Genomic DNA, 26218 nt, shown 5'->3' on the forward strand with positions numbered 1-26218 from the left:
CTACAGCGTTCCGGCGGGCTCACGCCCACCGGAGCGCCTCCACACACACCATGAAACCCATCCAGATCGGCGTGGTCATGGGCTCCAGCAGCGACTGGGAGACCATGCAGCATGCAGTGCAGATTCTTGAGCAATTCGGCATTTCCCACGAGGCGCGCGTGGTGTCGGCACACCGCATGCCCGACGACATGTTCGCCTATGCCGAAGCCGCCGCCGGCCGGGGCCTCAAGGCCATCATCGCCGGTGCCGGCGGCGCCGCCCACCTGCCAGGCATGATCGCCGCCAAGACCACGGTGCCCGTGCTGGGCGTGCCGGTGGCCAGCCGCCACCTGCAGGGCGTGGATTCGCTGCACAGCATCGTGCAGATGCCCAAGGGCATTCCCGTGGCGACCTTCGCCATCGGCACGGCCGGCGCCGCCAACGCGGCCCTGTTCGCGGTGGCGCTGCTGGCCAGCGAGAGCCCCGAGCTGCGCCAGCGCCTGGAAGCCTTTCGCGCCGAGCAGACCGAAGTGGCGCGCAACATGACCCTGCCCCCGGCTGCTGCATGACCACGCTTTCTGCCCCCCTCCTGCCGGGCGCCACGTTGGGCGTCCTGGGCGGCGGCCAGCTGGGCCGCATGTTCGTGCACACGGCCCAGGCCATGGGCTACTTCACGGCCGTGCTCGATGCCGACCCGACCAGCCCCGCAGGCTTGGTGAGCCACCACCACATCCAGACCGGCTACGAGGACGCGGCCGGCCTGGCCGAACTGGCCCGCGTGGCCGATGCCGTGACCACGGAGTTCGAGAACGTGCCCGCCACCGCCCTGGCGGCGCTGGGCGCGCTGCGCCCGGTGTCGCCCGCTGCGGGTGCCGTGGCCGTGGCCCAGGACCGCGCGCAGGAAAAGGCCCATTTCGTGCGCTGCGGCGTGCCCTGCGCGCCCTATGCAGTGATCGAGACGGCCGAGCAACTGGCTGCCGTCTCGCCAGACCTGCTGCCGGGCATTCTCAAGACCGCCCGCATGGGCTACGACGGCAAGGGCCAGGTGCGCGTAAAGACCAGCGCCGAGCTCGCCGCCGCCTGGGATTCCGTGGGCCAGGTGGCCTGTGTGCTCGAAAAGATGCTGCCGCTGGCGCTCGAATGCTCGGTCATCGTCGCGCGCGGTGCCGATGGCGCCTGCGTGCACCTGCCGGTGCAGCGCAACCTGCACCGCGAAGGCATCCTTGCCGTGACCGAGGTGCATGCCGGCAACCTGCCCGACGCACTGGCCCGCCAGGCCATCGCCGGTGCCGTCTCGATCGCAGCCGGTCTCTCGTACGTGGGCGTGCTGTGCGTGGAATTCTTCGTGCTGCAGGACGGCAGCCTGGTGGTCAACGAGATCGCCCCACGCCCGCACAACAGCGGCCACTACAGCCAGAACGCCTGCGACGTCTCGCAGTTCGAGCTGCAGGTGCGCACCATGGCCGGCCTGCCGCTCACCCAGCCGCGCCAGCACAGCCCGGCGGTGATGCTCAACCTGCTGGGCGACCTGTGGTTTGCCGCCGACGGCAGCGCGCAGACGCCACCCTGGGCCCAGGTGCTGGCCCTGCCCGGCACCCACCTGCACCTGTACGGCAAGCGCGACGCCAAGCCCGGGCGCAAGATGGGGCACCTGAACATCACGGCCGACAGCGCCGATGCCGCGCGCGCCACCGCCCTCCAGGCCGCGGCCCTGCTGGGCATTGCGCCCTTCTGACCGGCCCGGACCGCATTCCATGATCCTCGACGGCAAGCAGCCCGAATCCATCGCCGCCGCCGCCCGCGCGGTGCGCAGCGGCGCCCTGCTGGGCCTGCCCACCGAAACGGTGTATGGCCTGGCAGCGGACGCCAGCAGCGATGCGGCCGTGGCCCAGATCTTTGCCGCCAAGGGGCGGCCCAGCGACCACCCGCTGATCGTGCACGTGGCCGATGCCTCGGGCATTGCCCATTTCGCCAGCGAGGTGCCGGCCTTTGCGCAGGCCCTGGTCGACGCGTTCTGGCCCGGGCCACTGACCATCATCCTGCCGCGCCGCCCTGGCGTGGCCACGGCCGCCACCGGCGGCCAGGACAGCGTGGGCCTGCGTTGCCCGGCCCATCCCGTGGCACATGCCTTGCTGACCGCGTGCGCAGCCCCCGGCGATGGCAGCGAGCTCGGTGGCCCGCCCGTGTGGGGCGTGGCAGCCCCCAGTGCCAACCGGTTCGGCCGCGTGAGCCCCACCACCGCCCGGCATGTCGCCGACGAGCTGGGGGAGGACCTGCTGGTGCTCGATGGCGGCCCCTGCGGGGTGGGGATCGAGTCGACCATCGTCGACTGCACGCGCGGCATGCCGGTGCTGCTGCGCCCGGGCGCCATCACGCGCGCCCAGATCGCCCGCGCCTGCGGCATCGCCCCGCTGTCCAAGGAAGACCTGCCCGCGCACACGCCGCGCGCCTCGGGCACGCTGGAAGCCCACTACGCGCCCAACGCCAAGGTGCGGCTGATGGATGCCAAGGCCCTGCAGACGGGCCTGGACCTGCTCGGTGCCGACGCCGCCAACATGGCCATCTATGCCCGCACGGCCTTGCGCACGCGCTCGTCCAGGCTGGTCATGCGCCGCATGCCCGATGATGCGTCGGCCACTGCCCAGCAGCTCTTTGCCGTGCTGCGCAGCTTCGACGATGCCGGAGTCAAGCTGATCTGGATCGAAGCCCCGCCCGCCACCCCGGAATGGGAGGGCGTGCGCGACCGCCTGCAGCGCGCCGCAGCAGCCTGAGCACAAACATAGCCGCACTGTGACAATGCTTTACATGGCTTGACATGGCGTCGTTAAACTAACCCCCCATTTTCTGGAGAAATACATGGCAGCAAATTGGATGCGCCGCACCGTACTGGTGGCCGCATGCGCGTCGGCCGCATTGCTTGCGGCCTGCGGTTCGAGCACGACGGAGTCGGCTTTCAACCCTGAACGCCTGGTGGCCTTTGGCGACGCTTACAACGACGTCGGCCAGAAGGGAACGCGCTACTCGGTCAACGATGGCAGCGTGAACAACTGGACGCTGCAGATCGCTTCGCGCTACGGCAAGACGCTGGCTGCATCGGCTGTGGCCGGCGGCCGCAGTTATGCCGTGGGCAATGCCCGCGTGGCGATCAAGCCCGATGCCGCGGGTGTGGCGACCACGCCCACCGTGACCGAGCAGATCGACACCTTCCTGGCCGCCGGCGGCGTCACCACAGGCGACCTGATTGTCATCAACGGCGGCCCGAGCGACGTGATCGCCGGCATGGCCGCCGTGACGGCCGGCACCCAGAGCACCACCGACATGGTGGCCGCTGCGCGCAAGGCCGGCCAGGACCTGGCCACCCAGGTGCGCCGCCTGGTCGCTGCGGGCGCCAAGAACGTGGTCGTCACCGGCACCTACGACCTGGGCAAGACGCCCTGGGCCAAGACCATCAACCGTGAAGCCCTGCTCAGCGATGCCAGCAGCCGCTTCAACGAAGGCCTGCTGGTGAGCATCGTCGACCTGGGTGCCAACGTGCTCTACGTGGACTCGGCCTACTACGTGAACCTGTATGTCGGCACCCCTGCCAACTACGGCTTCAACAACGCCACCACGCCCGTGTGCACCTCGCTGGACACGGCCAACGGCATCGGCATCGGCGCCGGCCAGGTCAACTCGGCCCTGTGCACGCCCTCGACCCTGCTGACGGGTGCCAACCAGGACTCCTACGTGTTCGCCGACAGCGTCTACCTGACGCCCAACGCCCACCGCCAGTTCGGCAACTACGCCTACGACCGCCTGCGCGCGCGCTGGTAAGCCGCGCTGCGGCCGAGACGGCCCCAAGAAAAAAGCCGACCCAGGGTCGGCTTTTTTGTGTCTGCTCGGGGCCTCAGAACCGGTAGCCGACCCCGATGGCGATCACGTCGGGGTTCAACCGCGTGGTGATCGACTGGCCTGACGACAGGTGTGTCGTGGTCTTGAGGAAGCTCTTGTAGTAGGCGGCATCGACCGACCAGCGGTCGTTGATGCTCCAGACGAAGCCGATCTGGGGCGTCAGCCCCCACTTGTTGTCCACCGACGCTGTCGTGGGGCGCGACGGCGTGCCACCGGTCAGGCCGCTCAGGGTGGCCGTGCTGCGGGTCTTGAAGAAGCGGCTGTAGGTCAGGCCCAGCCCCACATAGGGGCGGAACTTCGCCTCGGGCTCGGCAAAGCGGTACTGCGCGAACACCGTGACCGGCAGGACCTTGGTCTCGCCGAGCTTGCCCACGCCGGCGATGGCGCCATCGCCCTCGATATCGTGCTTGAACGGCAGCGCCAGAGGGACATCCACGGCCCAGTGGTTGGTCAGCATGTAGTTCACGCCGCCCGACAGCGAGGTGGCATTGCCCACGTCCACGGTGGTGCCCGGAAAGCTCGGGGCGCTGAGGTTGCCGCTCTTGACCTGCGGGGCGATGTGGGTGAAGCCTGCGCGCACGCTGAACGTGCCGGCAACCTGTGCCGAGGCGCCAGCGCACAGCAACAAGGCTGCCGTCGCCAGGCCCAGCCGGGAAAAGTGGTGCATGGGAAACTCCTTGAAAAGTACGGAGGTCACGGCGAAGCCTTACAGCCAGCCTGCACGCGACAACGAACGCGAGACCAGTTGCCCGATCAGCTGGTGGCCGTAGGGCGTGGGGTGGAAGCTGTCGGAGAAGCCGTAGCTCTTCCACCAGTCCGCCCCTCCGGTGGCTCCTGCTGGGGGCGCCATGGCAGACAGCGCGGCCGCGGTGCAGGTCGGGAAGCTGTAGGTCGGCAGGCCGTCGCTGCCCACCCCTGCTGCCGGGCAGGCGGGCGTGCTGGCGTTGGTCAGCTGGTACTGCCCAGGGTTGGTCGACTGGTCCTTGAACGAGGTGTAGAAGTCCACCACCACGATCTTGGCGTCACCCGCCAGGCTGGTGGCCAGTTGTGCATTGAAGGCCTGGACCCAGCCGTCGAACAGGGCCTCGGCCTGCTTGGCCGCGTCGGCACCGCGCTGGGCGGCGATGGACCCCAGCACCATCTGGAAGCGGGGTGTGCGGGTGATGCCCGGTGCATTCAGCACGGCCACGCGCGGGGCCCCCTTGGCCACCGTGTTGGCCTGGATGGTCGCGGCGAACTGCTGGGCCAGCGCCTGCATGTAGGCACCACCGACCTGCGCCATCCCCGTGGCACCGCTGGCCAGGGCGGCGTTGACGGTAGCTGCGGGCAGCACGCTGGTGAGCACGGCCGCGTAGGCCTGGCCATTGTCTGCGGAGGCGCGCAGGTAAGCACCCACCAGGTCGGCCGCATCGTTGCCGCCACCGTCGACCAGCACCAGGTCGGCCGGGCTGTAGCCGGCATTCCCCAGGTCCTTGAGCTGCTGGGTGATGGACACCGGAGAGGTCGGCGCGGTGAAGTTGTTGATGCGGCCACCGCTCACGGCGTGGTTCGAGCAGCTGTTGTTGGCCACGAACGCCGTGCCGTTGAACAGGTAGTGCGCGCACAGGGTTTGGCCATAGCTGGTGGCCACACGCTCGGGCCAGATCGGGGTGGACCCGGCCCCCGTGGCTGCGGCCCCCTGCACGGTGGCCTTGAAGCCGAAGGTGCCACTGTCGGCCAGGCTATCGCCCGCGACCTTCACCGAGGTCACCGGTGCCGCAGGCGCGGTGTCCGAGCCACCGCCACCGCAGGCTGCCAGAAGGCAGGCCGTGGCCAGGACCGACAGCGCGGTCTTGCATGTTTGTGCAATCAAGGGAGTTCTCCAGAAAAGACGATTACAAAAAGCACGACCGTGCTTTTTTGCAACAACCATCCTAACCCCGTGTCTCCTGATTGCCCGCCCGGGAAACTACCAAGCCGCGCAGCATGAAAAAAGCCGACCCGCGGGTCGGCTTGGGAGTGCGCGGTGAGACCGCTTACTTCACGATGACGTCGAAGACGGCACGCGCCTGGGCATGGCAGAACGGTGGCTCATAGGTGCCGTGGTAGGCGCCGTAGTAGGTGGCGAAGGCTGCAGACGCGGGGTCGGTGGGCGCTGCGCCACCGGGGCCGAAGGTGGCCTGGATGGGTCCGTCCACATCCACCGAGATCACATTGGTCACGCCGCGCCTGGCGAAATCGGCCGCCATCACGTTCTGGTGCACGGCGGGCGGCACCGTGGGGTCGCCCGATCCGCCACACAGCAGCACGCGCGACTTGGGCGTCCAGCCCAGCAGGTCGTTCTTCTGGGCAGCCAGGTAGAGCGGGTCGTTCAGGTTGGTCTGGCTGCTGGCGATGAAGGCCGGCTGGAACAGCGCGTCGCGCGCCTGGTTGGGCGTGCCGGCGGGCAAGGTGCCCGAGGTCACCAGCGTGGTGTAGGTCATCGTCGGGCTGGGCAGCAGGGTCTCGATGTAGTTCGAGTACGGCGCCTTGAAGGCCAGCTTCACGTCGCTGTAGATATTGCCGTAGACCTTCTGCCAGGCCGTCACCAGGTAAGGCACGAAGAACTGCACGCCCGCGATCGCATCGGGGATGCGCAGCGAACCCGACAGGTTGTAGGGCCCGGCCAGGTGGGCACCGGCCGCCACGTCGAACTCGTTGCCATAGTCGCGCTCGGCGGCGCGGTGCGCGGCCATGGAGGCATGGCCGCCTTGCGAGTAGCCGGTGAACAGGATCCGGCCCGACAGGTTGCCGCCTACCGAGGCGGAGGCCTTGCGCGCAGCGCGCACCGAATCGATCACCGAAGTGGCTTCCGAATCGGCGTGCAGGTAGGGGTGGTAGCTGTAGCCCGACTTGGCGAACCCGAGGTAGTCGGTAGCGACCACCGCATAGCCCTGCGAGGCGTACATCGCGGCCAGCAGGAAGGTTTCGCTGTCCTGCGGGTTGGCCAGGGTGCGCGGCTTTTGCACGTCGGTGCCCTTGGCATAGGCCAGCAGGGCGGTCTTTTCGGTGCTGCAGGTGCCTGCGGGCACCAGCATCACCCCCGAGGCGTTGGTGAGTTCACCCACCTTGGCACCTGCCGTGTAGTAGTTGAGTGCCACGACCTTCACGTCGCAGCGTGCCTTGCCGGCAAGGGCCCTGAGGCCGCTGGACGTGGTGCCCGCATCGATCTGCGCGGCAGTCAGCGTGGTCAGGATGTTGGGAGGATCCATCAGGTCCCCGCGCGAGGGGTCCTCGGAGCCGCCGCAGGCGGCCAGCAGGGCCGCTACGGCGGCGGTACACGTCAGGCGGAAGTACTTCATGGTTGCAATCCTCTCTCTGTATGGGCTATGTCGGCGGATGGTAACGCAGCATCGTGCGCGCACCGGCACTGGCGTAGCCATTGGGGTTTACGAGAGCGTTCGGACGCCTGCGCGACAGGGTCCGCGCGCGGCTTCTACTGGTCGCGCGCGGCCCAGTCGGTGAGCGCATCGAGCACCGGCCGGGCGGCTCCGGCGTTGGCATGGTTGACCATGGCCACCAGCACGTAGCGCCGGCCGCTGGCGCCATGCACGTAGCCGGCGATGGCCATGACGTCACGCAGGCTGCCGGTCTTGAGGTGGGCCGCGCCGCGGGCCTGGCTGCGGCGCAAGGTGCCGTCCACCCCGGCGATGGGCAGGGAAGACACCAGCTCGGGCATCACCGGCGAGGCCCAGGCCGACTGCAGCATGCGCGCCAGGCCCTGGGCCGTGATGCGCGCATCGCGGGAGAGGCCCGCACCGTTGTCGGCCACCGGCTGGTCGCTATCACCAAAGCGCAGCTGCCACCAGCGGCGCAGGGCTTCGCGCGCGCCGTCGAAGGTCGCGGGAGCCCCCTTGTTCCCCAGGGCCAGCGTGAGGAACACCTGCTGCGCCATGACGTTGTTGCTGTACTTGTTCACATCGCGCACCACCTCGGCCAGCGCGGGCGAGGTGGCCACGAAGGCGGGTTTCAGGCCGGCCGGCACCTTGCCGTCACGCACGCTGCCCGTGAGCCTGCCGCCCAGCTCGCGCCACATGCCCTCCACGGCGCGCGCCGCGAAGCCGCGCGGGTCCGTCGGCGCAATCGGCCAGACGCGTTCGCCGCAACTGGACGGGAACACGCCCTGGAAGGCAATGCGCGCCGGGTCGGAAAACTCCGCGCGCAGGGCGCCGCGCCAATCGCCGCATTCCGCCCCCGGGGCGGCCAGCGCCACGGACGCCTGGCGCTGCACGCCGGCCATCGGGGGGTCGTACTGGATGCGCGCCAGGCCGGCAGCGGCATCGGGCACGAAGGTCATCACCTGGGACTTGTAGTTCACCAGCAGGGCATCGGGCGAGGCGTTGTAGGGCCGCAGGGGCTCGTTGTCGAAGCTACCAGGGTCCTGCTCGGGCACGTCGAAGGCGGTGCGGTCGAGCACGATGTCACCCACGATGACCTGGATGCCCTGGGCCTGCAGGCGCCGCAACAGCAGCCACAGGCGCTCCATCACCAGCTTGGGATCGCCCTGGCCCTGGATATAGACATTGCCGCGCAGGCTACCGTCCTGCACCGTGCCCTGCACGTAGACCGGGGTGTTCCAGGTGTAGGCCGGCCCGAGCTGGTCGAGCGCGGCGTAGGTGGTGACCAGCTTCATCACCGAGGCCGGGTTCATCGGCACCTGGGCGCGGTGCGCCAGGCGCGGCGCCTGCCGCGCACCGCCCTGGGCATCGACCACCAGCACCGAGAGTGCCTCGCGCGGCAGGCGCGTGCGGGACAGCGCGGCCTCCACTTCGGGAGGCAGCGGCGCTGGGGCTGGCGCCTGGGCGCGGGCACCGGGGGGCAGCATGCCCCACAGCAGCACGGCAAGAGGCACCAGGGAGGTCAGGGACAGACGGGTCAACGAAGGGACAGACAACATGGAGGGGGAGTCTATCGCCCACCTCCGGCACGGCCTGCCCGGCCCACCGATAATCCCCGGATGCGCTTTTCTCCCCGGGCCATGGGCCTGCTGGCGGCCCTGGTGACCGTCACCCTCTGGACCAGCTTCATCGTGATTGCCCGCGCCTCGGCGCAGCGCAGCCTCACGCCGCTGGACATCACGCTGCTGCGCATCGTCGGCGCCAGCCTGGTGCTGGTGCCCTGGGGCTGGTGGCTGGTGCACCGGCGCAGGGTGCAAATGGGTGCCAGCGCCCCCGCATCCAGCCTCGCCGGCATCTCGCCGCTGCCGCTCTCCACCACGGCCCTGCTGGGCCTGTTTGGCGGCCTGCTGTATGCCGTGCTGGCCTATGCGGGCTTCTTCCATGCCCCGGCCACCCATGCCGCCGTGCTCATGCCCGGCAGCCTGCCGCTGTGGACCGCTCTGCTGGCCGTGCTCGTGCTGCATGACCGCATCACCCCCCTGCGCGCACTGGGCCTGGCGCTCATCGTGGCCGGCGACCTGCTGGTGGGCGGACGCAGCCTGCTGGCGGGCTTTGCGGGCGGGGATGTGTGGAAAGGCGACGTGCTGTTCATGCTCGCCGCAGCCAGTTGGGCCGCCTACAGCGTGCAGGCCCGGCGCCTTGCGGTGGATGCAGTGCAGGCCACGATCGCCATCACCGCCTTTGCGCTGCTGGTCTACGCACCGGTGTACGGGGCGTTGGTGGCCCTGGGCATGGTCACCAGCCACCTCGGCCACGCGCCCTGGAGCGAGATCCTGTTCCAGCTGGTCTTCCAGGGCGGTGGCTCGGTGGTCATCTCGGGGATTGCCTTCACGCGCATGATCCAGCACTACGGCCCCGTGCGCAGCACCATGATCACGGCGCTGGTGCCGGGGCTGTCGGCCATCGGCGCGGTGCTGCTGCTGGACGAGCCCATGCACTGGAACCTGGGCGCGGGCCTGGCGCTCGTGACCACGGGTATCCTGCTGGGCGTGCTGCGCAAGAGCCCCGCGCCCGCCTCCTCCCTGCCCACCGCTTCCGGAAAATCTGCGGCCTGATGTCCCGCCTGCCACCGCCATGAACCTGCTTGCCTTCGATACCAGCACCGACACCCTGTCCATCGCCGTGCAGCACGGGGATCTGGTGCGCGAGCACACGGGCCCGGGCGGTGCGCAGGCCTCGGCCACGCTGATCCCGGCCATCAACCGCCTGCTGGCCGAGGCCGGCCTGTCGTTCGCCACGCTGGACGCCATCGTCTTCGGCCGGGGACCGGGCTCCTTCACCGGCCTGCGCACGGCCTGCGCCGTGGCCCAGGGCCTGGCCTTCGGGGCGCGCGGCGGCGCGGGCGTGCCCGTGCTGCCGGTGGACACGCTGCTGGCCGTGGCCGAGGAGGCGCGCCTGCAGCATGGCTCTACCCAGGTGGTGGCGGTGCTCGACGCACGCATGGACGAGGTCTACAGCGCCCGCTGTGCATGGCAGCCCGCCGAGGGCCGCTGGCAGGCCGATGCCGACTTCGGCCTGGGCGCCCCTGAGACCGTGGAGGTGCCCGACGGCTGGAGCGTGGCCGGCAATGCGCAAGCGCCCTATGGCGAGCGCCTGGCGCCCCTGGCCGCCCATGTACGGGCCCTGCCCACGGCCACCGCACTGCTGCGCCTGGCGCCGGCCCTGCTGGCCGCAGGGGGCGCCGTGCCCGCCAGCGACGCCCTGCCGCGCTACATCCGCGATAAAGTGGCGAAAACCACCGCCGAGCGGGACGCCTTGCGCGCCGCCCAGGCCACCACGCCCAACCCGCCCTGAACCGACCGCCTGCATGAGCGCCGTACCCACCCCTTCTGCCGATGCCCCCGAGGCGCGCCTGGAAGCCCTCACGCTGGCACAGCTCGATGCGGTGCTGGAGGTGGAGCAGCGCGCCTACACCCACCCCTGGACGCGGGGCAACTTCATCGACGCCATGGCCTCGCGCTACGAGTGCCAGTTGCTGCTGGGCGGCGACCGGTTGCTGGGCTATTTCGTGGCCATGATGGGGGTGGACGAAGTGCACCTGCTGAACCTCACCGTCACGCCCGAATTCCAGCGCCAGGGCTGGGCCCGCGTGCTGCTGGACGCACTGGCCCTGTGGTCGCGCGGCAAGGGCGCCCAGTGGCTGTGGCTGGAGGTGCGCGTGAGCAACCTGCGCGCCCAGCACATTTACGAGACGCACGGCTTTCGCCGCGTGGGCGAGCGCAAGCGCTATTACCCTGCCCACCATGGCCAGCGCGAGGACGCGGTGGTCATGAGCCTGCCCCTGTGAGAACCTGCCAATCCCTATGAGCCTTTCACTCGATGCGCGCCAGCGCGCCATGCTTCAGGAGATGAGGGTGACCGTGTGGGCCCCCGGCGAGGCCGCTGCCGCACCGCCCGCGGCCGCCGCCCCCGTGGCAGTGGCCGCAGCCCGCCTTGCCCCACCGCCGCCTGCGGCTGTGCAGCCACCGCCGGTGGTGCATACCCCCGCACCGGCGGCGCAGCGCGCGCCTGTGGCCACCACACCGGTGGCCCCGGTGGCGGCCGCGACCGCAGCAGCCACCGGCCTGGCAGTGCACGCGCCCCAGGCGCTGTACCCCGGGGCAGACCCGGCGCGCACGCCCGCGGGCCTGGGCGGTGGCTGGCTCATCGTGGCCGAAATTCCCCATCCCGCCGAGCCGCTCTCGGGCGATGCCGGCAAGCTGCTGGACAACATGCTGCGCGCCATGCAGCTGCACCGCCACCCCCGGGTGTTCCTCGCGGCGCTGGAGCGTGCCGGCTCCGGCAACGGCAACAGCAGCGATGCCGACGTCGCCGGGCAATTGGCGCAGGCCGTTGTCACGCTGCGGCCGGCCATGGTGCTGGTGCTGGGCCATGTGGCGGCCCGGGCCGCGCTGGCCAGCACCGAGCCCCTGGGCCGCCTGCGTGCAGGGCCGCACACCCTGGCGGGCTGCCCGGCCGTGGTCACCTACGACCCCGCATTCCTGCTGCGCTCGCAGGACAACAAGGCCGCCGCCTGGGCCGACCTGTGCCAGGCGCTGGCCATCGTGCGCGCGGCCGCCGCCTGAGCCGCCGCGGCCAGGTCCTCGCCACAGACACGCCGGCTGCCCGGTGCGATAATCCGGCGCTTGCATTTTTAAACGGAGAAAGCTCCTTGGAAACCTACCCGAGTTGGTAGCTTTCAGCTCCCCGGCCTGCCGTGGGGTTGAAAGCAACCCCTGACCCCCCACCGCAGACGCCAATTACCAAGGGAGTGAGCCCATGCTCAACATCTTTACGCTCGCCAATGGCCGGCTGTTCCAGGAAGAGATCGAATCCCTGGAAGAGCTCGCCAAGTTCCAGCCGATCTGGGTGGACCTGGAAGCCCCCACACTCGAAGAAAAGCGCTGGATCAAGCAGCACTACGGCCTGTCCATCCCCGAGGATGCGATGGACGAGGACATCGAGGAATCCGCCCGCTTCTACGAAGAAGACAACGGCGAGCTGCACATCCGCAGCGACTTTTTGATCGATGATGACGAGAACCCGCGCTCCGTGCGGGTGGCCTTCATCCTGAACCAGCACAACGCCAACCTCAAGAGCCGGGGCGTGCTGTTCTCCATCCACGACGAGGACGTGCCCGTGTTCCGGCTGCTGCGCATGCGCGCGCGCCGGGCGCCGGGTCTCATCGAGGACGCCAAGGAGGTGCTGCTCAAGCTGTTCGACGCCGATGCCGAGTACTCGGCGGATACGCTGGAGAACATCTACGACGAGCTCGAAGCGGTGAGCAAGCAGGTGCTGGCCGGCGACGTGACCGACACCCGCGCCGGCGAGGTGCTGGCCGCCATCGCGCGCCAGGAAGACTTGAACGGCCGCATCCGCCGCAACGTGATGGACACGCGCCGCGCGGTGAGCTTCATGATGCGCAGCAAGATGCTCAACTCCGAGCAGTTCGAAGAGGCGCGCCAGATCCTGCGCGACATCGAATCGCTGGACAACCACACGGCCTTCCTGTTCGACAAGATCAACTTCCTGATGGACGCCACGGTCGGCTTCATCAACATCAACCAGAACAAGATCATCAAGATCTTCTCGGTGGCCAGCGTGGCGCTGCTGCCGCCCACGCTGATCGCCAGCGTCTACGGCATGAACTTCGAATTCATGCCGGAGCTCAAGTGGACCTACGGCTATGCCTATGGCATCGCGCTGATGGTGGCGAGCGCGGTGGTGCCCATGTGGTACTTCCGCAGGCGCGGCTGGTTGAAGTAGCCCCCGAGAGCCTGCTCACGGTCTTTTTCGGGGTGCGTTGCCCCCTCCTGGCGGTCCAGGCAAGGCGCCCACCGCAAGATGGACTTATGTCCATCGAGGATGGGTAACGCAGCATGGGCCGCCAGGAGGGGGCAACCCGAAGGGCATGTAGCCCACACCCCGCCCCTCGTCGTTGTCCACCTTGCCCATACGGACGTATGGGCTGCGGCGGACGCCTAGATGGGCGTGCCGTGGGCTGCATGCGCACCCCGAAAAAGACCGTGAGCAGGCTCTAAGCGCTGCGCGCCTTCCCCCCCGAGGGGGGACGCCTCCGGTGGCCCGGCAAAGCCGGATCCACGGTGGCGCTGGTATTTGCACTTCAGGCGCTGCGCGCCTTGGTGCTACCGAGCAGGGGTTGAATCAACGCCTGCTCCCGTGGATCTATCAGGTCACAGCGCTCGCATCAGGGCCTGCATGTGCTCGGCATAGCGGCTGGCGACGGTCTGGACGAATTGGGCGAAATCGACGTGTGCGGTGTCGTCGGCGCGGTCGGAGATGGTGCGGATGGCGGCGAAGGGGATGGCGTAGTCCAGGCAAACCTGGGCCACGGCGGCGCCTTCCATTTCGACGGCAAGCACGTCGTGGCCAGCCTGGCGCAGGCTGTCGCGCAGCTGCCGGGCTTCCTGGGCGCTGGAGACGAAGCGGTCGCCACTGGCGACGAGGCCGTGGTGCACACGGTGCGCGCCGTCGCCCAATTCTGGCAGGCGGCCGGCGCCGGACAGGCAGCTGCGCGCGGCCTCCCGCAACAGGGTGGACAGGTGCGCATCGCAGGCCAGCCGCGTGCGTGCATAGCCAGGCAGTTCCCAGCGCGGGAACAGCGGGGAGGCGTCCATGTCGTGCTGCACAAAGGTCTCTGCCACCACCACGTCACCCACGTTCACGCCATCCCCCAGCCCCCCCGCCACGCCGGTGAAGACGATGCGCGCCACGCCGAAATGCTCGATGAGCGCCGTGGCCGTGGTGGCCGCCGCCACCTTGCCGATGCCCGAGAGCGCCAGCACAACGGGCCGCTCGCACAGCTCGCCCCGCCAGAAGGAGCGGCCGGCGTGCGTGAGGCGCTGGGCGCGCTCGAGCCGGGCGACGAGGCTGGCCTGTTCTTCGGGCAGGGCGCTGAGGATGGCTGTGGTCATGTGGCTTGGGGCAAAGGAAAAGGGCCTGCGGCCGGGCTCGCAGGTCTGCGATTATTCCAGCCGAAGGCCCTTCGTCGAAAACACACCCTGGGCGGCGCCGTTCACAGCACCGCGGGCAGGGTGGTTTCGCTGGCGTCTTCTTACTTCTTGTCGCGCAGCTCGCGGCGCAGGATCTTGCCCACCGGGGTCTTGGGCAGCTCGGTGCGGAACTCGATCACGCGCGGCTGCTTGTAGCCCGTGAGGTTGGCCTTGCAGAACTCCTTGACCTGGGCCTCGGTGAGACCCGGGTCCTTCTTCACGATGACCAGCTTGACCGCTTCGCCGGTCTTCTCGTCGGGCACGCCGACCACCGCGCATTCAAGCACGCCAGGGCAGTTGGCGACCACTTCCTCGACCTCGTTGGGGTAGACGTTGAAGCCGCTGACCAGCACCATGTCCTTCTTGCGGTCCACGATCTTGAAGTAGCCGCGCTCGTCCATGATGCCGATGTCGCCGGACTTGAAGTAGCCGTCATCGGTCATGACCTTGGCGGTCTCGTCGGGGCGCTGCCAGTAGCCGGCCATGACCTGCGGGCCCTTGATGGCGATCTCGCCGGGCTGGCCCAGCGTGGTGACCTCGTGGCCTTCGTCGTCCAGCAGCTTCATCGTCGTGCCGGGAATCGGCACGCCGATGGTGCCGGTGTATTCCTTGGCCGTCACGGGGTTGCAGCTGGCCGAGGGGCTGGTCTCCGACAGGCCATAGCCCTCGCAGATCGGGCAGCCGGTCTTCTCCAGCCAGAGCTTGGCCACGGCGCCCTGCACGGCCATGCCGCCGCCCACCGAGACCTTGAGGTTCTTCCAGTTGACGGTGTCGAAGTCCGGGTGGTTGGCCAGACCGTTGAACAGCGTGTTCACGGCCGGGAAGCTGTGGAAGGTGTGCTTGGACAGCTCCTTGAGCACCGCCGGCAGGTCGCGCGGGTTGGGGATCAGGATGGTCTTGCCGCCCGTGCGCATGGACAGCATCATGTTCACGGTGAACGCGAAGATGTGGTACAGCGGCAGCGCGCAGACGCTGGTGGGCTGCTCGCCCGAAGGCACCTTGGCCATCACCGGCGCATTCCAGGCCTCGGACTGCAGCACGTTGGCGATCACGTTGCGGTGCAGCAGCACCGCGCCCTTGCTCACGCCGGTGGTGCCGCCGGTGTACTGCAACAGGGCGATATCGTCGGGACGGATGTCGGGCTTCTTGAAGCTGCCGCGCGTGCCCTTGGCCACGGCGTCGTTGAAGCGCACGGCACCGGGCAGGTCATAGGCGGGCACCATCTTCTTGACGTTGCGCACCACATAGTTCACCAGCGTGCCCTTGAGCAGGCCCAGCTGGTCACCCATGGCCGCCAGCACCACGTGCTTGACGGGCGTGTTGGCAATGCACTGCTGCAGCGTGGTGGCGAAGTTCTCGATGATGACGATGGCCTTGGCGCCGGAGTCCTTGAGCTGGTGCTCGAGTTCGCGCGGGGTGTACAGCGGGTTCACGTTGACCACGACGAAGCCGGCGCGCAGGATCGCGGCCACCGTCACGGGGTACTGCGGCACATTGGGCATCATGATGGCGACGCGGTCGCCCTTGACCAGGCCCAGGCCCTGCAGGTAGGCCGCGAAGGCGGCGCTCAGCGAATCGGTCTGGGCGTAGCTCACGTCCTTGCCCATGAAGCTGTAGGCCACGCGGCTGGCGTATTTGTTGAACGCCTCGTCCATCAGCGCCACCAGGGAGGGGTACTGCGAGGTATCGATATCTGCGGGAACACCTTGCGGATAGGCGGCCAGCCAGGGACGGTCGGTCATGATGCGTGTCTCTCCAAACTTCTCGTTGCAATGGAACCCCGGCATTGTCTCTGCCGGTGCGGGTTCCGTGGGTGCTTAGTTTCCCCTAGGCGACAGGGCTTTCGCCGTAGCGCCCAAAGGGTCTTTTCGCCGTGGGGAAGGACTACTCGATGGCCTTGCCGATGTCCTCGACGACCTTCTTGGCATCGCCGAAGACCATCATGGTCTTGTCCATGTAGAACAGCTCGTTGTCCAGGCCGGCGTAGCCCGCGGCCATGGAGCGCTTGTTGACGATCACGGTCTTGGCCTTGTAGGCCTCGAGGATAGGCATGCCGTAGATGGGGCTGCCCTTGGTGTGTGCCGCGGGGTTCACCACGTCGTTGGCACCGAGGATGATGGCCACGTCGGCCTGGCCGAACTCGCCATTGATGTCCTCCATCTCGAACACCTGATCGTAAGGCACCTCGGCTTCGGCCAGCAGCACGTTCATGTGGCCGGGCATGCGACCCGCCACCGGGTGGATGGCGTACTTCACCGTCACGCCCTTTTCGGTGAGCTTGGCCGCCAGTTCCTTGACCGCATGCTGGGCGCGCGCCACCGCCAGGCCGTAGCCGGGCACGATGACCACGGTCTCGGCGTTGCCGAGCACGAAGGCCGCGTCGTCGGCGCTGCCGCTCTTGACCGGCCGCTGCTCCTTGGCACCACCCGCCGCGGTGGCGGTGTCGCCACCGAAGCCGCCCAGGATCACGTTGAAGAACGAGCGGTTCATGGCCTTGCACATGATGTAGCTCAGGATCGCGCCCGAGCTGCCCACCAGCGAGCCGGCGATGATCAGCATCGAGTTGTTGAGCGAGAAGCCGATGCCCGCTGCCGCCCAGCCCGAGTAGCTGTTGAGCATGGAGACCACCACCGGCATGTCGGCGCCGCCGATGGGGATGATGATCAGCACGCCGAGGATGAAGCCGAGCGCGATCACCAGCACGATGTCGACCCAGCTTTGCGAATGCCAGAAGCCGAAGCAGAAGAACAGCACGGCCAGGCCCAGCACCAGGTTGAGCTTGTGCTGCCCGGGGAACTGCACGGGCGCGCCCTGGAACAGGCGGAACTTGTACTTGCCCGAGAGCTTGCCGAAGGCGATCACCGAACCACTGAAGGTGACCGCGCCGATGAAGGCGCCGAGCGCCAGCTCGATGCGGTTGCCGCCGGGGATGGGGGCGTCCTTGGGCACGATGGCAAAGGCCCAGGGCTCGGCCACCACGGCCACGGCAATGCACACCGCTGCCAGGCCGATCATGCTGTGCATGAAGGCCACGAGCTCGGGCATCTTGGTCATCTCGACCCGGTTGGCCATGATGGCACCGGCCGCGCCACCCACCACCAGGGCGCCCAGCACATAGACCATGCCCTGCGCCTTGCCGCCCGAGAGCTCCACGATGAGCGCCGCGGTGGTGAGCACGGCGATCGCCATGCCCGTCATGCCGAAGACATTGCCGCGGATCGAGGTCGTGGGGTGCGAGAGCCCCTTGAGCGCCTGGATGAAGCAGACGCTGGCCACCAAGTACAGCAGCGTGACGAGGTTCATGCTCATGCCTGGCCTCCTTCAGCCTTGGGGGCAGCCTTCTTGTCCTTTTTCTTGAACATCTCGAGCATGCGGCGCGTCACCAGGAAGCCGCCGAACACGTTGACCGCAGCCAGCGCCACGGCCAGCACGCCCATGCTCTTGCCCAGCGTGGTTTCGGTCAGCGCCGCGGCAAGCATGGCGCCCACGATGACGATGGCGGAGATGGCATTGGTCACCGCCATCAGGGGCGTGTGCAGCGCGGGGGTCACCGTCCAGACCACGTGGTAGCCCACATAGATGGCCAGCACGAAGATGATGAGGTTGATGAGGGTGGGAGAGACGGCATCCATGGAAATGTGTCCTTCTTTCTTCAATTGGCGTTAGGTTCCGGCAGACCAGGGGCCTTTGGCGGCATTCTTCTTGGCGAAATAGGCATCCACAGCGTCGATCAGCTGCTGCTGGGCCGGGTTGATGGGCGGCTCGATCAGAGCGGCCGATCGCATCACGGTCTTGAGCGTTTGCACGTGGTAATCGGTGAACTTGTCGGCGCTGCGCGCGAGTACCTCGGGCAGCTCGGTGAGCGCCAGCGCGCGGTTGCGCAGCAGGTGCGCGCTGGCCACCCAGAGGCTGCCGGCATCGCCATCGGTCAGCGCCAGGTGCTCGCGCAACAGCGCCTGCACGCCGGTCTTCTGCTGCACCGTGATGGCGCCCGTGGTCTGCACCGTGGCCAGGGCCAGCACGGCGACCACGTCCACCGGATGGTCGAGCGCGTAGAGCGGTGGCGTGGTGACCTTTTTCCGCCAGGCGCGCCGGTGGAAGAAGGTCAGCGGGTTGAGCCAGCCCACATCGATGCCGAAGCGCCGCAGGGCCTCCATGGCCATGGTGAAGGTGATGACCAGGCCCAGGATTTGCAAAATGATCCCCATGTTCCGTGCCTCCCTTGGCTTTTTTATTGCGGCAGTGCGGCGGGGAACGGCGGCACGGCCAGGAATCCATCGAGCATGCCGACGCTCACGCGTGCGGCCCGGGCCATCTGCTGGCTCCAGGCCTCGGCAGGCAAGCCGGCGCGCAGGTAGTCGGGGGTATTGCCTGCGGGCAGCTTCAGCAGGCGCAGGTCCACCAGCGCATTCACCTCGATGTAGGCACCGCCCTCGGTCGCATAGCGGTAGTTCACATGCGAGTAGGGCTGCGTGAGCGCCACGCCGCGCTCACCGATCCAGCGCACCAGGCCCGGGTTGGCCTTGTCCAGGAAGCGGTCGCTGGAGTGGGCCCAGCGCTTGAAGCGCAGGCAGTCCACGCGCACGGGGCTGCCGGCGGCCGCATCCCGCACCCACAGGCCCTGCTCCTGCGCACAGGAGGCCGTCCACAGCGTGCGGTCACGCGGGTCGCTGCGCTGGTGGGATTGCACCAGCATCACCGCCAGCACTTCGTTGCGGGCGCCGCGCAGGGCCACGGCGCGGGTCTGCAGGGGCAGGCTGGCCGGTGGCGGCAATGCCGCCAGAGCGTCATCGAAGCTGCCCAGGTCTTCCCAGGCGGAAGACGGCAGCACCACGCGCGTGCGCCCGGCGCTGAACTCGGCAGGGCCGGCAGGCATGGGGGCGCAGGCGGAAAGAACCGCCAGGGCCGCCGCAGCGGCCAGCAGGCGGGGCAGCAGGGGCCTCATGCGCGCTTCACCGTGCCTTCATGGGCCATCAGGCAGGCAGCCACGATATCGTCCTGCAGGTCCATGTGCAGTACGCCTTCCTTGTTGACAATGAGCTTGAGGAAGTCGAGCACGTTGCGCGCGTAGAGCGACGAGGCATCCGCCGCCACCAGGGCCGGCAGGTTGGTCTCGCCCACCAGGGTCACGCCGTGCTTGACGACGGTCTTGCCGGGCTCGGTGAGCGGGCAGTTGCCGCCCTGGGGGGCGGCGATGTCGACGATGACCGAACCGGCCTTCATCGACTGGACCATCTCCTCGGTCACCAGCACCGGGGCCGCGCGGCCGGGGATCAGGGCGGTGGTGATGACCACGTCGGCCTGGGCCACGCGCTTGGCGACCTCGGCCTTCTGGCGCTCCAGCCAGCTGGGCGGCATGGGGCGGGCGTAGCCGCCCACGCCCTCGGCGGCGTCCTTTTCTTCCTGGGTCTCGTAGGGCACGTCGATGAACTTGCCACCCAGCGATTCGACCTGCTCCTTGACGCTGGGGCGCACATCGGAGGCCTCGATCACGGCACCCAGGCGCTTGGCCGTGGCAATCGCCTGCAGGCCGGCCACGCCCACGCCCAGGATCACCACGCGCGCGGCCTTCACGGTGCCGGCGGCTGTCATGAGCATGGGGAAGAAGCGCTGGTAGCGGTCGGCCGCGATCATCACGGCCTTGTAGCCGGCGATGTTGGCCTGGGAGGACAGCACGTCCATGCTTTGCGCACGGGTGGTGCGGGGAGCGGCTTCGAGCGCGTAGGCCGTCACGCCGGCCGTGGCCAGGCGCTGCAGGCCCGCCGCATCGAAGGGGTTGAGCATGCCGACCAGCGTGGTGCCCGCGCGCAGGCGCGGCGTCTCGGCCTCGGACGGGCAGCGCACCTTGAGCAGCAGGTCGGCGCCCCAGGCGCCCGCGGCATCGGTAATCTCGGCACCGGCCGCTTCGTACGCCGCATCGGTGACGCTGGCGGCAATGCCGGCGCCGGCCTCGACGCGCAGGGTATGGCCCTGGGCCTTGAGCTTCTTGACCGTTTCGGGGGTCACGGCAACCCGTGTCTCTCCTGCCATGGACTCTGCAGGCACACCAATCAGCATGTCGTCTCCTTGCTCAAGGTCAGTGGTTTTACTTACTTACTGACCGCGAGCTTACATGAAGAAACTTTGATGGCTGTTGCATTTGGCTGATGTAGAGGGAACTCCCCATCGCAAAGGAGACACTCCAGGCGCAAAAAAGCCCGCAAGCACGGGACTTGCGGGCTTGTAGGCCGGGGCCGGTGGTTCAGTGCACCACTTGCGCCAACGTGCCTGCGGCGTACTGCTGGGCCACCTGCTGCAGGCTCAGGCCCTTGATCTTGCTGCCCTGGCCTTCGCAGCCGAATTCCAGGTAGCGGGCCTTGCAGACCTGCTTGGCGGCTTCGCGTGCGGGCTTGAGCCATTCGCGCGCGTCGAACTTGTCGGGGTTCTCGGCCAGGAACTTGCGCACCGCGCCGGTCATGGCCAGGCGGATGTCGGTGTCGATGTTGATCTTGCGCACGCCGTACTTGATGGCCTCCTGGATTTCCTCGACGGGAACGCCGTAGGTTTCCTTCATCTTGCCGCCGTACTGGTTGATGATGGCCAGCAGCTCGGCAGGCACCGAGGAGGAGCCGTGCATCACCAGGTGGGTGTTGGGAATGCGCTGGTGGATTTCCTTGACGCGGCTGATGGCCAGGATGTCGCCCGTGGGCTTGCGGCTGAACTTGTAGGCGCCGTGGCTGGTGCCGATGGCGATCGCCAGGGCATCGAGCTGCGTGGCCTTGACGAACACGGCGGCTTCCTCGGGGTCGGTCAGCATCTGGCTGTGGTCCAGCTTGCCTTCGGCGCCGATGCCGTCTTCCTCGCCGGCTTCACCGGTTTCCAGGTTGCCCAGGCAGCCGAGTTCGCCCTCCACGGTGACGCCGACCTTGTGTGCCATGTCGACGACCTTGCGCGTCACTTCCATGTTGTATTCGAAGGACGAGGGGGTCTTGCCGTCTTCCATCAGCGAACCGTCCATCATCACCGAGCCGAAACCCAGGTCGATGGCGCCCGCGCAGATCTTGGGCGAGGTGCCGTGGTCCTGGTGCATCACCAGGGGAATGTGCGGGAAGGCTTCGACGGCGGCCTGGATCAGGTGCTTGATGAAGGGCTCGCCGGCGTACTTGCGGGCACCGGCGCTGGCCTGCAGGATCACCGGTGCACCCACCTCGTCGGCAGCCGCCATCACGGCCTGGACCTGTTCCAGGTTGTTGACGTTGAAGGCAGGGATGCCATAGCTGTTGGCAGCGGCGTGGTCGAGCAGTTCGCGCATCGAGACGAGGGGCATGGTCGTGGGGTCCGTTCAGGGTTGATGGGGCGCCATGGATACAGGCAGCGGGCGGTGGTAACCGCTTGGTAACCCGGGATTTTACCCGGCCGTCGCCGCCGACGCTGCGGCGAATTCCAGCCGGTAGCAGGTGGTAAAGGGCGCCGGCGCCGCTGCGGGCCCGAAATGCCCACCATGGGCCTCGGCCACGCGGCGCACGATTTCATGCCCCAGGTGCAGGCTGTCCGCAGGTGCCACGGCACGCTGCGCGCCCGCGCCGCGGGCCCCGTCGTCGCAGACCTGCAGCCATGCAGCCCCGGCATCGGAGACCCCCATCTGCACGGCGATGCGGGTGCCTTCCGGGGTGTGCTTGAGGGCGTTTTCCATCAGGTTGCGCAACGCCAGATCCAGCAGCACGGCATGGCCCGCCAAGGCCATCTGGTCAGGGCCGGCCAGCGCGATCTCGTCGCCGCGCTGCCAGGCAGCCTGTGCGTAGTCGGCGCACACGGCCCGGCTGACGGCCACCAGGTCCAGGGGCGCCTTGGCCTCGTGCAGTTCGGCCCGGCTGGCACGCGCCAGGGCCAGCAACTGGTTGAGCACGTGGCCCGCTCGCAGCGCGTCCTGGCCGATGCGCGCCACGGCCTGGGCCTGGGCCGGAGCGTCCAGGCCCTTGTCCAGTGCGCTGGCCTGCAGCGCAATCGACGACAGCGGCGTGCGCAGCTCGTGCGCCACCTCGTTGGCCAGGCGGCGCTCGCGCGCCATGGCGGCCTGCTGGCGCTCCAGCAGGGTGTTGATTGACGCCACCACCGATTCGAACTCGCTCCAGGCACGGCTGGCGGTCAAGCGCTCGGCGCTGGCCGGGTCGAGCGCTGCCACGTCGCGGGACAGCTCGTACAACGGGCGCAGCCCCCGCCACAGCGCCAGGCCCAGCGCCAGGGCCACGACAGGCAGCAGCCACAGGCCTGGCTCCACCATCTGTTCGGCGATGTCCTCGGCCAGGTCATCGCGCTCGCCCAGCTCCAGCAGCACCACCACCTTGCGGCTGCGGTCGGCCGACCACTGGGAGAAGCTGCGCCACACGGTGGCCTTGGGCCCCAATGTGAGGTTGGAAAAGCCCTCGGCCCCACCGAAGGCGGGCAGGGGGGCGCTGCCCGTGTGGGCCAGCAAACGGCCCTGTGCATCCCACTGCACCACGCTCAGGGATTGCTGGTAGTCGTGCGCCTTGAGCCAGGGCATGGGGGCACGCTGCGTGGTGTTCTCGACCTCGACGGACTCCGACGCACGCAGGTTGAGCAGCAGCGCGGCCACGCTGGCCAGGTGGCCATCGGTCAGCTCGTCGGCCTCGTGGATGCCGGTCTGGTAGCCCAGGTAGACAAAGCTGGCCCAGACCAGCACCAGGGCACCGAGCGACCAGAGCAGCAGCTGGCGGGTGAGCGAGGAACTGCCGGCCACGCGCAGCAGGCGCCGGCCCCAGGCCTTCATCCTCATGGCTTCTCCTGGGGCATGAAATAGCCCACGCCGCGCATGGTCTGGATGCAGGTGCTGCCCAGCTTGCGGCGCAGGTGGTGGATGTAGACCTCGATGGCGTTGCTCTCGATGGCCACGTCCCAGCTGTATAGGCGCTCCTCGATCTGCTGGCGCGAGAGCACGCGCCCGCGCGCATCCATCAGCACCCACAGCACCGAGAACTCGCGCGGCGACATCTCCACCGCCTGCCCCGCCTGGTGCACCGTGCGCGCACCGGGGTCGAGCTCGATGTCGGCATGGCGCAGTGTGGGCGATGCCCGGCCCGTGGCACGGCGCAGCATGGCGCGCAGCCGAGCCTCCAGTTCATCGACGTTGAAGGGCTTGACGAGGTAGTCGTCGGCCCCCTGGTCCAGCCCTGCGATGCGTTCGGTGACATGGTCGCGCGCCGTGAGGATCAGCACCGGCGTGGCCGGATCGGGCAGCGCCAGCGCTGCCTGGGCCCCGGCCGTCGCGGCCGGGCTGGCGCGCAGGCGGCGCAGCACCTCGCTGCCGTCGCCGTCCTTCAGGCCCAGGTCCAGCAGCACGGCATCGAAGCGCTCGGCGCGCAGGGCGGCCCAGGCACCCGCCACGCCATCGCACACGTCGACAGCGTAGCCGCGCTGCTGCAGGTTGGTGCGCAGGCCACTGGCAATGCCGGCATCGTCTTCCACCACAAGGATTCGCATGCGCGCATTGTGGCAGTCCCGCGCGGCCTGCGCCCGGACCGCCGCAGGGGTTTAAGACGGCCTTAAGAGCGGATTCCTATCGTCGCCCCATGCGCCTGCCGTCCTCGCCCCTTGACCCCGCCCTCCCCCCGTTCTCCGCGCAGCGGCGCATCGCAGCCTGGACACTGGCCTGCCTGGCCCTCGTGGTGCTGTGGGACTTCCTGGGCCGGGACCTGTCGCTGGCCCATGCCTTCGGCAGTGGCTCGGGCTTTCCGCTGCGCGACCAGTGGTTCTTCGTGCATGTGGCGCACGAGGGGGCGCGGCGGGTGGGCTGGTTGCTGGTCTTGCTGCTGGCACTCGGCGTGTGGTGGCCCCTGGGCCCGCTGCGCCGCCTGGACATGGGCGAGCGCCTGCAGTGGGTGGTGAGCGCACTGCTGGCGCTGGCCGCGGTCAGCATCGCCAAGAACCTGAGCAGCACCAGCTGTCCCTGGGACCTGGCCGAATTCGGGGGCGTGGCGCGTTATGCCTCGCACTGGGCCTGGGGCTTGGTGGATGGCGGCGGGGGCCGCTGCTTTCCCGCCGGCCACGCCTCGGCAGGCTTCGCCTTCGTCGGCGGCTGGTTCGCGCTGCGGCGCACGCAGCCCCGGGCTGCATGCGCCTGCCTGGTGGCATCGCTGGTGGCCGGGCTGGTGCTGGGCCTGGCCCAGCAGGCGCGGGGCGCGCATTTCATGAGCCACACCCTGTGGTCGGCCTGGCTGTGCTGGACGGTCGCCTGGATGGCCGACCTCGGCGCACGCGCACTGCGGGTGCGCCTGGCCCCGCCGCCGGGTGCCGCCGCACCCGCGGCCTGAGCCGCTTGGGAGGGATCAGCTGGCGCGGCAGATCTTGAGCATGTTGGTACCACCGGGAGCCCCCATGGGCTCGCCGCAGGTAATCGCATAGACATCGCCCTTCTGCACGATGTTGCGCGTCTTGAGGTGGCCCTCGGCCTGCTCCAGCGCCGTGTCGCGGTCGGCACTGGTGTCCATGAGCAAGGGGCGCACGTTGCGGTACATGGCCATCTTGCGCTGCGTGGCCACCTTGGGCGTGAGCGCATAGATCGGGATGTGGATGCGGTGGCGGCTCATCCACAGCGCCGTGGCGCCGCTGTCGGTCATGGCCACGATGGCCTTGGCGCCCAGGTGGTGGGCCGTGAACAGCGCGCCCATGGCGATGGACTGGTCGATGCGGCCGAAGGTCTGGCCCGTGAAGTCGGCGTCCAGCGGGTGGTCCTCCGCGGCCTCGGCCGCGGCGCAGATGGTGGCCATCTCCATCACCGTCTCCAGCGGGTACTTGCCGGCCGCCGTCTCGGCGCTGAGCATCACGGCGTCGGTGCCGTCGAGCACGGCGTTGGCCACGTCGCTGACCTCGGCGCGCGTGGGCACGGGGTTGGTGATCATGCTCTCCATCATCTGCGTGGCGGTGATGACCACCTTGTCCAGGTCGCGCGCCATGCGGATCATCTTCTTTTGCAGCGCCGGCACAGCGGCATTGCCCACTTCCACGGCCAGGTCGCCACGGGCGACCATGATGCCGTCGCTCACGCGCAGGATGGCTTCGAGGTGCGGAATCGCTTCGGCGCGCTCGATCTTGGCGATCAGGCCCGGCTTGTGGCGGAACTCGGAGGCGGCCACGTTGCACAGCTGGCGCGCCATCTCCATGTCGGTCGCGTTCTTGGGAAAGCTCACGGCCACATAGTCGGCCTGGAAGCTCATCGCGGTGCGGATGTCCTCCATGTCCTTGGCCGTGAGGGCGGGCGCCGTGAGGCCGCCGCCCTGCTTGTTGATGCCCTTGTTGTTGGACAGCTCGCCGCCGATCTTGACCGTGGTGTGCACCTCTTCGCCCTGCACGGAATCGACGATGAGCACGATCAGGCCATCGTTGAGCAGCAGCACGTCACCGGCCTTCACGTCGCGCGGCAGCTCCTTGTAATCGAGGCCCACGCCGTCGATGTCGCCAGGCTCGGTGCGCGAGGCGTCGAGCACGAACCTCTCACCCGACACCAGCTGCACCTTGCCTTCGGCGAACTTGCCGACCCGGATCTTGGGGCCCTGCAGGTCGGCCATGATGGCCACTTCGCGTCCGGCGCGCTGGGCGGCGGCGCGCACCGTGGTGGCGCGGTCGATGTGGTCCTGCGCCTTGCCATGGCTGAAGTTCAGGCGCACCACGTTGACGCCCGCGCGGATCATCGCCTCCAGCAGTTGCGGGTCGCTCGAAGCGGGGCCCAGGGTGGCAACGATCTTGGTGGCGCGGCGGGTTTGCATGGGCTTGTCTCTTTCGTCGGTTATGTAATCGAATTTCAATTTTCACACGAAAGCGGTTACATGCCGATTACCACCTGCCCGGCAGGCCCATGCGGCATCCGCAACTATTTCCAAAACTGGAACAGACAGTTCGCGACTGGGTGGTTTTTCTCTGAACACGTGAGGCGTACAGTTCAACCCA

Annotated in this window: 25 protein-coding genes; 10 read left to right on the plus strand and 15 right to left on the minus strand. The window is 68.5% G+C overall.

Annotated features, from left to right (window positions below; genetic code table 11):
- Positions 1 to 50 precede the first annotated feature (50 nt).
- From purE to PMI14_RS21740, 4 genes are all read left to right on the plus strand, one after another.
- Entirely contained in the window at positions 51 to 548 is a 498-nt protein-coding gene (purE, locus tag PMI14_RS21725) for a 5-(carboxyamino)imidazole ribonucleotide mutase (RefSeq protein WP_007857539.1), read from the plus strand.
- The gene (locus tag PMI14_RS21730) at positions 545 to 1714 is read left to right on the plus strand and encodes a 5-(carboxyamino)imidazole ribonucleotide synthase (RefSeq protein ID WP_007857540.1); all 1170 of its coding nucleotides are present in this window, start codon (positions 545 to 547) and stop codon (positions 1712 to 1714) included. The genes purE and PMI14_RS21730 overlap by 4 nt, the downstream gene beginning before the upstream one ends.
- A 19-nt stretch (positions 1715 to 1733) precedes the next feature.
- Complete coding sequence (locus PMI14_RS21735; RefSeq protein ID WP_007857541.1) at positions 1734 to 2750, plus strand: L-threonylcarbamoyladenylate synthase; 1017 nt, start codon at positions 1734 to 1736, stop codon at positions 2748 to 2750.
- Positions 2751 to 2835: 85 nt separating this feature from the next.
- Positions 2836 to 3792: an SGNH/GDSL hydrolase family protein gene (locus PMI14_RS21740; protein ID WP_007857542.1), complete on the plus strand. Its 957-nt coding sequence runs from the start codon at positions 2836 to 2838 to the stop codon at positions 3790 to 3792.
- A gap of 73 nt (positions 3793 to 3865) precedes the next feature.
- On the opposite strand, the gene PMI14_RS21745 is transcribed toward PMI14_RS21740, so the two are convergent.
- The 4 genes from PMI14_RS21745 to dacB all read right to left on the minus strand — a co-directional run bounded on the left by PMI14_RS21745 (position 3866) and on the right by dacB (position 8785).
- Entirely contained in the window at positions 3866 to 4537 is a 672-nt protein-coding gene (locus PMI14_RS21745; RefSeq protein WP_007857543.1) for an OmpW family protein, read from the minus strand.
- A gap of 39 nt (positions 4538 to 4576) precedes the next feature.
- The gene (locus PMI14_RS21750) at positions 4577 to 5719 is read right to left on the minus strand and encodes an SGNH/GDSL hydrolase family protein (RefSeq protein WP_369751506.1); all 1143 of its coding nucleotides are present in this window, start codon (positions 5717 to 5719) and stop codon (positions 4577 to 4579) included.
- Positions 5720 to 5885: 166 nt separating this feature from the next.
- A complete protein-coding gene (locus PMI14_RS21755) occupies positions 5886 to 7190 on the minus strand; it encodes a lipase family protein (protein ID WP_007857545.1) in 1305 nt (434 codons plus the stop codon).
- 134 nt (positions 7191 to 7324) lie between these two features.
- Positions 7325 to 8785, minus strand: coding sequence for a D-alanyl-D-alanine carboxypeptidase/D-alanyl-D-alanine-endopeptidase (dacB, locus tag PMI14_RS21760; RefSeq protein WP_007857546.1), 1461 nt, complete (start codon positions 8783 to 8785; stop codon positions 7325 to 7327).
- A gap of 60 nt (positions 8786 to 8845) precedes the next feature.
- On the opposite strand from dacB, the gene PMI14_RS21765 reads away from it, so the two are divergent.
- The 5 genes from PMI14_RS21765 (at position 8846) to corA (ending at position 13031) form a co-directional block, all read left to right on the plus strand.
- Positions 8846 to 9841 (plus strand): DMT family transporter, encoded by a 996-nt coding sequence (locus tag PMI14_RS21765; RefSeq protein WP_035205030.1) that lies wholly within the window; start codon positions 8846 to 8848, stop codon positions 9839 to 9841.
- A 19-nt stretch (positions 9842 to 9860) separates the two neighbouring features.
- Positions 9861 to 10580, plus strand: coding sequence for a tRNA (adenosine(37)-N6)-threonylcarbamoyltransferase complex dimerization subunit type 1 TsaB (tsaB, locus tag PMI14_RS21770; protein ID WP_007857548.1), 720 nt, complete (start codon positions 9861 to 9863; stop codon positions 10578 to 10580).
- Positions 10581 to 10593: 13 nt separating this feature from the next.
- Positions 10594 to 11073: a ribosomal protein S18-alanine N-acetyltransferase gene (gene rimI / locus PMI14_RS21775; RefSeq protein WP_007857549.1), complete on the plus strand. Its 480-nt coding sequence runs from the start codon at positions 10594 to 10596 to the stop codon at positions 11071 to 11073.
- A gap of 16 nt (positions 11074 to 11089) precedes the next feature.
- Entirely contained in the window at positions 11090 to 11851 is a 762-nt protein-coding gene (locus PMI14_RS21780; protein ID WP_035205033.1) for a uracil-DNA glycosylase family protein, read from the plus strand.
- Between the two features lie 193 nt (positions 11852 to 12044).
- Positions 12045 to 13031 carry a magnesium/cobalt transporter CorA gene (gene corA, locus PMI14_RS21785; protein ID WP_007857552.1) on the plus strand — a complete coding sequence of 329 codons (987 nt, stop codon included), beginning with the start codon at positions 12045 to 12047 and terminating at the stop codon, positions 13029 to 13031.
- A gap of 428 nt (positions 13032 to 13459) precedes the next feature.
- On the opposite strand, the gene PMI14_RS21790 is transcribed toward corA, so the two are convergent.
- The 10 genes from PMI14_RS21790 to PMI14_RS21835 all read right to left on the minus strand — a co-directional run bounded on the left by PMI14_RS21790 (position 13460) and on the right by PMI14_RS21835 (position 23755).
- Positions 13460 to 14200, minus strand: a complete 741-nt coding sequence (locus PMI14_RS21790) for a 5'-methylthioadenosine/adenosylhomocysteine nucleosidase (protein WP_007857554.1) — start codon at positions 14198 to 14200, stop codon at positions 13460 to 13462.
- Between the two features lie 140 nt (positions 14201 to 14340).
- Positions 14341 to 16020 (minus strand): long-chain-fatty-acid--CoA ligase, encoded by a 1680-nt coding sequence (locus PMI14_RS21795; RefSeq protein ID WP_035205036.1) that lies wholly within the window; start codon positions 16018 to 16020, stop codon positions 14341 to 14343.
- A gap of 142 nt (positions 16021 to 16162) precedes the next feature.
- Positions 16163 to 17587 carry an NAD(P)(+) transhydrogenase (Re/Si-specific) subunit beta gene (locus PMI14_RS21800; RefSeq protein ID WP_007857557.1) on the minus strand — a complete coding sequence of 475 codons (1425 nt, stop codon included), beginning with the start codon at positions 17585 to 17587 and terminating at the stop codon, positions 16163 to 16165.
- Positions 17584 to 17910 carry an NAD(P) transhydrogenase subunit alpha gene (locus tag PMI14_RS21805; RefSeq protein WP_007857558.1) on the minus strand — a complete coding sequence of 109 codons (327 nt, stop codon included), beginning with the start codon at positions 17908 to 17910 and terminating at the stop codon, positions 17584 to 17586. Before PMI14_RS21805 ends, PMI14_RS21800 begins: the two co-directional genes overlap by 4 nt.
- 30 nt (positions 17911 to 17940) lie before the next feature.
- Positions 17941 to 18486 carry a hypothetical protein gene (locus PMI14_RS21810; protein WP_007857559.1) on the minus strand — a complete coding sequence of 182 codons (546 nt, stop codon included), beginning with the start codon at positions 18484 to 18486 and terminating at the stop codon, positions 17941 to 17943.
- Positions 18487 to 18509: 23 nt separating this feature from the next.
- The gene (locus tag PMI14_RS21815) at positions 18510 to 19223 is read right to left on the minus strand and encodes a hypothetical protein (RefSeq protein WP_007857560.1); all 714 of its coding nucleotides are present in this window, start codon (positions 19221 to 19223) and stop codon (positions 18510 to 18512) included.
- Positions 19220 to 20335 carry a Re/Si-specific NAD(P)(+) transhydrogenase subunit alpha gene (locus tag PMI14_RS21820; RefSeq protein WP_007857561.1) on the minus strand — a complete coding sequence of 372 codons (1116 nt, stop codon included), beginning with the start codon at positions 20333 to 20335 and terminating at the stop codon, positions 19220 to 19222. Before PMI14_RS21820 ends, PMI14_RS21815 begins: the two co-directional genes overlap by 4 nt.
- Before the next feature lie 184 nt (positions 20336 to 20519).
- Positions 20520 to 21584 carry a class II fructose-bisphosphate aldolase gene (fba, locus tag PMI14_RS21825; RefSeq protein ID WP_007857562.1) on the minus strand — a complete coding sequence of 355 codons (1065 nt, stop codon included), beginning with the start codon at positions 21582 to 21584 and terminating at the stop codon, positions 20520 to 20522.
- Between the two features lie 81 nt (positions 21585 to 21665).
- On the minus strand, positions 21666 to 23051 hold the full coding sequence (locus tag PMI14_RS21830; protein ID WP_007857563.1) for a two-component sensor histidine kinase: 1386 nt from the start codon (positions 23049 to 23051) through the stop codon (positions 21666 to 21668).
- Positions 23048 to 23755 carry a response regulator transcription factor gene (locus PMI14_RS21835; protein ID WP_007857564.1) on the minus strand — a complete coding sequence of 236 codons (708 nt, stop codon included), beginning with the start codon at positions 23753 to 23755 and terminating at the stop codon, positions 23048 to 23050. Before PMI14_RS21835 ends, PMI14_RS21830 begins: the two co-directional genes overlap by 4 nt.
- Positions 23756 to 23844: 89 nt before the next feature.
- Here PMI14_RS21835 and PMI14_RS21840 point away from each other — a divergent pair, with 89 nt between their 5' ends.
- Positions 23845 to 24585 carry a phosphatase PAP2 family protein gene (locus tag PMI14_RS21840; RefSeq protein WP_007857565.1) on the plus strand — a complete coding sequence of 247 codons (741 nt, stop codon included), beginning with the start codon at positions 23845 to 23847 and terminating at the stop codon, positions 24583 to 24585.
- Positions 24586 to 24600: 15 nt separating this feature from the next.
- Here PMI14_RS21840 and pyk read toward each other — a convergent pair whose 3' ends face one another.
- Entirely contained in the window at positions 24601 to 26037 is a 1437-nt protein-coding gene (pyk, locus tag PMI14_RS21845; RefSeq protein ID WP_007857566.1) for a pyruvate kinase, read from the minus strand.
- Positions 26038 to 26218: the final 181 nt, after the last annotated feature.

Source organism: Acidovorax sp. CF316 (assembly GCF_000276605.1).
Lineage (GTDB): Bacteria > Pseudomonadota > Gammaproteobacteria > Burkholderiales > Burkholderiaceae_C > Acidovorax.